Source organism: Nocardia sp. Root136, from assembly GCF_001427185.1.
Classification (GTDB): domain Bacteria; phylum Actinomycetota; class Actinomycetes; order Mycobacteriales; family Mycobacteriaceae; genus Nocardia; species Nocardia salmonicida.
On record NZ_LMFE01000007.1, the window covers coordinates 878,977 to 885,723 of the forward strand.

5 protein-coding genes are annotated in these 6,747 nt (G+C 63.8%); 1 reads left to right on the forward strand and 4 read right to left on the reverse strand.

Going from position 1 to position 6,747, the window contains the following annotated elements; genetic code table 11:
* Nucleotides 1-78 precede the first annotated feature (78 nt).
* From ASD42_RS21120 to ASD42_RS21135, 4 genes are all read right to left on the reverse strand, one after another.
* Nucleotides 79-1,746 (reverse strand): ABC transporter ATP-binding protein, encoded by a 1,668-nt coding sequence (locus ASD42_RS21120; protein WP_056819133.1) that lies wholly within the window; start codon nucleotides 1,744-1,746, stop codon nucleotides 79-81.
* Nucleotides 1,743-2,672, reverse strand: a complete 930-nt coding sequence (locus ASD42_RS21125) for an ABC transporter permease (RefSeq protein WP_056819135.1) — start codon at nucleotides 2,670-2,672, stop codon at nucleotides 1,743-1,745. Before ASD42_RS21125 ends, ASD42_RS21120 begins: the two co-directional genes overlap by 4 nt.
* Complete coding sequence (locus tag ASD42_RS21130) at nucleotides 2,665-3,591, reverse strand: ABC transporter permease (protein ID WP_056819136.1); 927 nt, start codon at nucleotides 3,589-3,591, stop codon at nucleotides 2,665-2,667. The genes ASD42_RS21125 and ASD42_RS21130 overlap by 8 nt, the downstream gene beginning before the upstream one ends.
* Nucleotides 3,592-3,655: 64 nt before the next feature.
* Nucleotides 3,656-5,254: a peptide ABC transporter substrate-binding protein gene (locus ASD42_RS21135; RefSeq protein ID WP_235569732.1), complete on the reverse strand. Its 1,599-nt coding sequence runs from the start codon at nucleotides 5,252-5,254 to the stop codon at nucleotides 3,656-3,658.
* Nucleotides 5,255-5,641: 387 nt separating this feature from the next.
* On the opposite strand from ASD42_RS21135, the gene ASD42_RS21140 reads away from it, so the two are divergent.
* On the forward strand, nucleotides 5,642-6,747 hold a 1,106-nt coding region (locus tag ASD42_RS21140), incomplete at its 3' end, for an AMP-binding protein (protein WP_156677518.1).

Genomic DNA, 6,747 nt, shown 5'->3' on the forward strand with positions numbered 1-6,747 from the left:
CCCCTCAGGGCCGCGGACACGCGCGCGCCAGCGCGCCAACAAACACAGCGTCAAACCTCCTGGGACTACCGAACCCCTCTACCCCGTGAGCAGCTCACGCCCCGGAATAGCCTCGAGCAACGCCCGCGTGTACTCCTCGCGCGGCGACGCGAACACCTCATCGGTCGTGGCCGCCTCGACCACTTTGCCTTCCCTCATAACCAGTACGTTGTCCGCGATCTGCCGCACGACCGCGAGGTCGTGAGTGATGAACAGGTAGGTCAGCCCCAGCTCGGCCTGCAGATCGTTGAGCAACGTGAGGATCTGAGCCTGGACCAGCACGTCCAGCGCCGAGACCGCCTCGTCGCAGACCACCATCTCGGGCGAGAGAGCCAGCGCACGGGCGATCGCCACCCGCTGACGTTGCCCACCCGACAACTCGTTGGGATACCGACGCAACACCGTCGTCGGCAGCGACACCTTGTCGAGCAGATCGCGCACCACCGCTTCGCGCTCGGCAGCGGTACCGATCTTGTGCACCCGCAGCGGTTCCTCGATCGTGCGGAAGATCGAGTACATCGGATCGAGCGAGCCGTAGGGATTCTGGAAGATCGGCTGCACCCGACGCCGGAAAGCGAACGCGCCCTTGCTGTCCAGCTTCGCGACGTCCTTACCATCGAAAGCCACGGTGCCCGAAGTCGGTTCGAGTAGGCCGAGCACCATCTGCGCGATGGTCGATTTGCCCGAGCCCGACTCACCGACGATCGCGGTGGTGGTACCTCGGCCGACCGTGAAACTCACGTCGTCGACGGCGACGAAGTCGGCCGACTGCCATGGCCACTTGCCGCGAATCTTGAACGCCTTGGACAGGTTTCGCGCCTCGAGCACGGAGTCGGAAAGATCGTCGGAGACCTTCTCCGCGACCTCGACGGCTCGAGTACGCACTTCGGCCCGCTGCCGCGACGACGACATTCGCGATGCCGCCAACGACGGCGCGGAGTTCACCAGCTTCTTGGTGTAGGCATGCTGCGGATCGCGCAGAATCTGCAGCGCGGGACCGGATTCCACCACCTTGCCGCGATACATCACCACCAGGTGCTCGGCCCGTTCCGCGGCGAGGCCGAGGTCGTGGGTGATCAGCAGCACCGCGGTGCCGAGCTCGGTGGTGAGCTGTTCGAGATGGCCGAGGATCTGGCGCTGCACCGTGACGTCGAGTGCCGAGGTCGGCTCGTCGGCGATCAGCAGTTTCGGCCTGCACGACAGGCCGATCGCGATGAGCGCGCGCTGGCGCATACCGCCGGAGAACTCGTGCGGGTACTGGTTCACCCTGCGTTCGGCATCGGACATCCCCGCCTCCGCCAGCAGTTCCACGGAGCGTTTGCGGGCAGCGTCGCCGGTGGCGATGCCGTTGGCCACCAGGGTTTCCCTGATCTGGAAGCCGATCTTCCACACCGGATTCAGGTTCGACATCGGATCCTGCGGGACCAGGCCGATGCCGTTGCCGCGAATCGCGACGATCTCCTTCTCCGACGCCGCGGTCAGGTCCTTGCCGTCGAACAGGATGGAACCGCCGGTCACCTTGCCGGTGCCGGGCAGCAGGTCGATGATCGCGTGCGCGGTCGTCGACTTGCCGGAGCCGGATTCGCCGACGATGGCAACGGTCTGGCCGGGATAGACGGTGAGGTTCACCCCGCGCACGGCGGGAATCTGGTTGCCGTCGGAGGTGAAACTGACGTCCAGGTCGCGGATTTCGAGCAGGGGCTTCATCGGGTGCGCTCCTTCGGATCGAGCGCGTCGCGCACCGCGTCGCCGAGCATGATGAAGCTCAGCACCGTGATGGCCAGCGCGGTCGCCGGATAGAACAGGATCGGCGAGGTACGGATCTCGGTCTTGGCGCGGTCGATATCGGCGCCCCACGACACGATGCTCGGCGGCAGTCCGACGCCGAGGTAGGACAGCGTCGCCTCGGTGACGATGAAGACGCCGAGCCAGATCGTGGCGACCACGATCAGCGGACTCGCCGAGTTGGGCAGCACGTGCTTCATCAGTTGGCCGAGCCGCGAGACACCCAGCGCCTTGGCGGCGGTGACATATTCGCTGTTCTTGGCCTCGATCACCGCGCCACGCGTGATGCGCGCGGCCTGCGGCCAGGTGAATGCCACCAGGATCGCGACGACCGTCATGATCCCCGCGGGCCGCAGCAGCTGTAGCAGCACGATCGCGGCCAGCACCATCGGAATGGCGTAGAAGATCTCCGCGATACGCGAGACGATCGTATCGAGCAGCCCACCGTAGAAGCCGGAAACCGCACCGAGGATGCCGCCTACCAGCAGAAACAGCATCGCCGACGCCATGCCGACGCTCACCGACGCACGCGCGCCGTAGATGGTGCGCGCGTAGACATCACAGCCCTGCTTGTCGAATCCGAACGGATGACCCTCGCGCGGGCCGTCCATGCCGAACTCGCCGAGGCACAACCGCGGGTCCTGATCGGTGAACAGCGCGGGCCACACCACCACGAGCATGACGAACACGATCAACACCACCGAGACCGCGAACACCGGGTTGCGGCGCAGTCGCCGCCACGCGTCGCCCCAGATGCTGGTCGGAGTGCCCTTGTCCAGGACACGGTCGGTGGCGAGCACCTCCACCTCGTCGGCGGGGGCCACGAAATGCTGTTGATTGTCATGCATAGCGGATCCTCGGGTCCAGGACGGCGTAGAGCAGGTCGATCACGAGGTTGACGATCAGGAACACCACCACCAGCACCGTCACGAACGACACCACGGTCGGCGGCTCGCCACGGATGATCGCCTGGTACATGGTGCCGCCGACGCCGGGGATGTTGAAGATGCCCTCGGTGACGATCGCGCCCGCCATCAGCGCACCGAAATCGGCGCCGAGAAAGGTGACAACAGGGATCATCGAATTCCGCAGAATGTGCACCGACACCACGCGGCGGCGTCCGAGTCCCTTCGCCGTCGCGGTGCGAACGAAATCGGCGGTTTTGTTCTCCGCCACCGAGTTCCGGGTCAATCGCAGCACATAGGCGAATGACAGCGACCCGAGCACGAACGCGGGTACGATCAACTCGCTCAGGCTCGCTTTACCCGTGACCGTAACCGGGGCTATCCCCCATTTAACGCCGAGAAAGAATTGCGCGAGATAACCGACGACGAATACCGGCAGCGCAATGATCACCAGGCTCGCGATGAGCATGGTCGAATCGAATAGTTTGCCCTTGCGCAACCCGGCGATCATGCCGAAAACGATGCCGAACAAACCTTCGATGAATACGGCAAGAAAGGCCAGTCTGATGGTGATCGGGAAGGCGCGTTCGAGTTCTTCGCGGACCGGCCTGCCCGAGAACGCGGTGCCGAAATCTAAAGTGAGAATCCCTTTCAAGTAATGCAGATATTGCACGATAAATGGCTGATCGAGGTGATATCGGGCGCGCAGTACCGCCTCGGCCGCAGGCGTCAACTGTTTCTCACCGGCCAACGCCTTGATCGGGTCACCCGGGATCAGAAAGACCATCGCATAGATGAGCAGCGTCGCGCCCAGGAATACCGGGATCATCTGGAGCAGACGCCGAACTACGTACCAAGCCATCGCTTCCTCCGAAAACGAACTGGGGCCGAGTCACTTCGCAGTGACCCGGCCCAGCTGTCGAGTTCTATTTCTCGATGTTCTCGAAGTCGAACAGGCCGTTCCAGGCGAGCTCGGCCTTGGTGACCTTGTCCGAGCGGCCGGCGTTGGCGACGTAGTCGAACACTGGGATGTCTGCCATCTCCTTGATCATGATCGCCTGCGCCTGCGCGATCAGCTTGTAGGAATCCGCCTGTGTCGGGGCGGCGAGGGCGGCGTCGAACAGCCGGTCCACCTCGGGATTGTTGTAGTTGACGTTGTTGGTCTCGGAGAAGCTGTAGTACTGCGAACTGAGGAACTGCATCATCGTCGGGTAGTCGCCCTGCCAGCCATAGCGGAACGCGGTACCGATCGTCTTGGCGTTCACCGCGTCGCGGATGTTCTTGAACGTCGGCATCGGGTTGGCGACCGCGTCGATGCCGAGGGTGTTCTTCACGCTGTTGGCGACAGCTTCGATCCAGGCCTGGTGACCGCCGTCGCTGTTGTAGGTGATCTGGTACTGACCCGACCACGGCGAGATCGCGTCGGCCTGCGCCCACAGCTTCTTGGCCTGGTCGGGGTTGTAATCGAACACTTCCGAACCGGGCAGGTTCGCGTTGTAGCCGGGCAGGGTCGCGGCGGTGAAGTCGCGCGACGGCGTGCGCGTGCCGTTGAAGATCTTGTCGATGATCTGCGGGCGGTTGATCGCCATCGAGATGGCCTTACGACGCAGAATGCCTTCCTCGCCACCGAAATGCGGCACGGTGGTCTGGATGCCGATGTGCTGGTTCTGCGCGGTCGGCTTGGTGATCGCGCGGTCGCCGAGGTCGCTCTGGTACGTGGTGATCGCGCTGTCGGGAATGGTGTCGAGCGTGTCGAGATTTCCGGCCTGCAGATCCGCGTACGCGGTGTCGTAGGACTGGTACATCACGAATCGGAGGCCCTTGTTCTTGGCGGGCCGACCACCGGGATAGTCCGGGTTGGGCGTGAGATCGATCTTGACGTTGTGTTCCCACGAACCGAATGCGTAGGGGCCGTTGCCGATCGGCTTCTCACCGAACGCCTTCATATCCTTGAAAGCGGAATCGGGCAGCGGATAGAACGGCGCGTAGCCGAGCGCGCTCTCGAAGTCGATCGAGGGCGACTTCAAATCGACGGTGAAGGTGCGGTCGTCGACGACCTTCAAGCCCGACATCGTCTTGACGGTGGGCTTCTCGGCGCTCACCTCGTCGAACCCGGCGATCGGGCTGTACACGTAACTTTGCAGCTGCGCGTTGTCGGCGAGTGCGCCGTAGTTCCACGCGTCGACGAACGATTTCGCGGTCACCGTGGTGCCGTCGGTGAACTTCCAATTCGGCTTGATGGTGATCTTGTACGATTTCCGATCAGCCGTCTCGATCTTCTCGGCCACCTCGTTGCGGGCCTCACCGTTGGCGTCGTAGTACTTCAGCCCGGCGAACAAACGGTCGACAACGCGGCCACCCATGTTCTCGTTGGTATTGCTCGGCACCAACGGATTCTGCGGCTCGCCCGCATTGGTGGTGACAATGCTCGAATCAACACTGTCGTCGGACGAGCACGCGGTGAGACCGAGGCTTGTGGCCGCCAGTCCCGCCGCGACCAGCGCGGTCGCTCTGATGAATCTCAACGCTCTCTCCCGGTTCGATTCCGTGGCTAACGGTCGGAGGTTAGCGGCTCCGGCTGGATTTTTCAGCGATCCGAGCCATTTTCACTTCACATGTATCAGTACGGTTACTCGCTGGAAACGCGGGAAGAATTGCCGAGCCCCTCGCCTTCGGCAGAAAAATATGAACAATAATCGGAAACCATCAGCTGAACCGTTGAGTAAAAACGATAGCCCGCGACCGGCCGGTCTGTCCGCGAAGTCATCGGATGAACTAGCCCTATTGACCGCCGCGAAACATCGCCGGGACAACGGTCCACCTCGGTGCGGGTCTGTTGACTAGTGTCGAGACAGCCGGGCCGCACCCCGGCGACCGACCCGACCGCACCAGGCATGTGAGGCTGAAACGACGTGACCGAAACCGCTGCAGGACACCAGGATTCGTTTCCGCCGAGTGCGGAATTCGCCGCCGCCGCCAACGCGGACGCCGCGCTCTACCAGCGAAGCGAGACCGACCGCGACGGCTTCTGGGCCGAACAGGCCAACCGGCTGCACTGGCACAAACCCTTCACCGAGGTGCTCGACTGGACCGACGCGCCGGTCGCGCGCTGGTTCGGCGACGGCGAACTCAACGTCTCCTACAACTGCGTCGACCGCCACGTCGTCGACGGGCACGGCGACCAGGTCGCCATCCACTGGGAGGGCGAACCGGGCGACTCGCGCGACATCACCTACCGCGAACTGCTGGAGGAAGTCTCGCGGGCGGCGAACTACCTGACCGAGCTCGGGCTGGAGGCAGGCGATCGCGTTGCCGTCTACATGCCGATGGTGCCGGAGGCGATCGTGGCGATGCTGGCGTGCGCGCGGCTGGGCCTCACGCACTCGGTGGTGTTCGCGGGATTCTCGCCGAGCGCGCTGCGTCAGCGGGTCGACGATGCCGAAGCCCGGTTGATCATCACCACCGACGGCCAGTGGCGGCGTGGTAAGCCCGCACCGCTCAAGGAGGCCGTCGACGAGGCGCTGGCGGCCAAGGGCGACGTGCCGTCGTCGGTGGAGCACGTGCTCGTGGTGCGCCGGGTCGGCACGGAGGTGCCGTGGACCGATGGGCGCGATCTGTGGTGGCACGAGACCGTGGCCGCCGCTTCGCCTTCGCACGAGGCACAGCCCTTCCCCGCCGAGCACCCACTGTTCATCCTCTACACCTCCGGCACCACCGGAAAGCCCAAGGGAATCCTGCACACCACCGGCGGCTACCTCACCCAAACCGCCTACACCCACCACAACGTCTTCGACCACAAAGCCGGACACGACGTCTACTGGTGCACCGCCGACATCGGCTGGGTAACCGGACACAGCTACATCGTCTACGGACCACTCGCCAACCGCGCCACCCAGGTCGTCTACGAAGGCACCCCCAACTCCCCCGACGAACACCGACACTTCCAGATCATCGAAAAATACGGCGTCACCATCTATTACACCGCGCCCACCTTGATCCGCACCTTCATGAAATGGGG

Coding starts and splice junctions, on each gene's coding strand:
- ASD42_RS21120 (WP_056819133.1), bottom strand. CDS start 1,746: ATGAAGCCCCTGCTCGAAATCCGCGACCTGGACGTCAGTTTCACCTCC.
- ASD42_RS21125 (WP_056819135.1), bottom strand. CDS start 2,672: ATGCATGACAATCAACAGCATTTCGTGGCCCCCGCCGACGAGGTGGAG.
- ASD42_RS21130 (WP_056819136.1), bottom strand. CDS start 3,591: ATGGCTTGGTACGTAGTTCGGCGTCTGCTCCAGATGATCCCGGTATTC.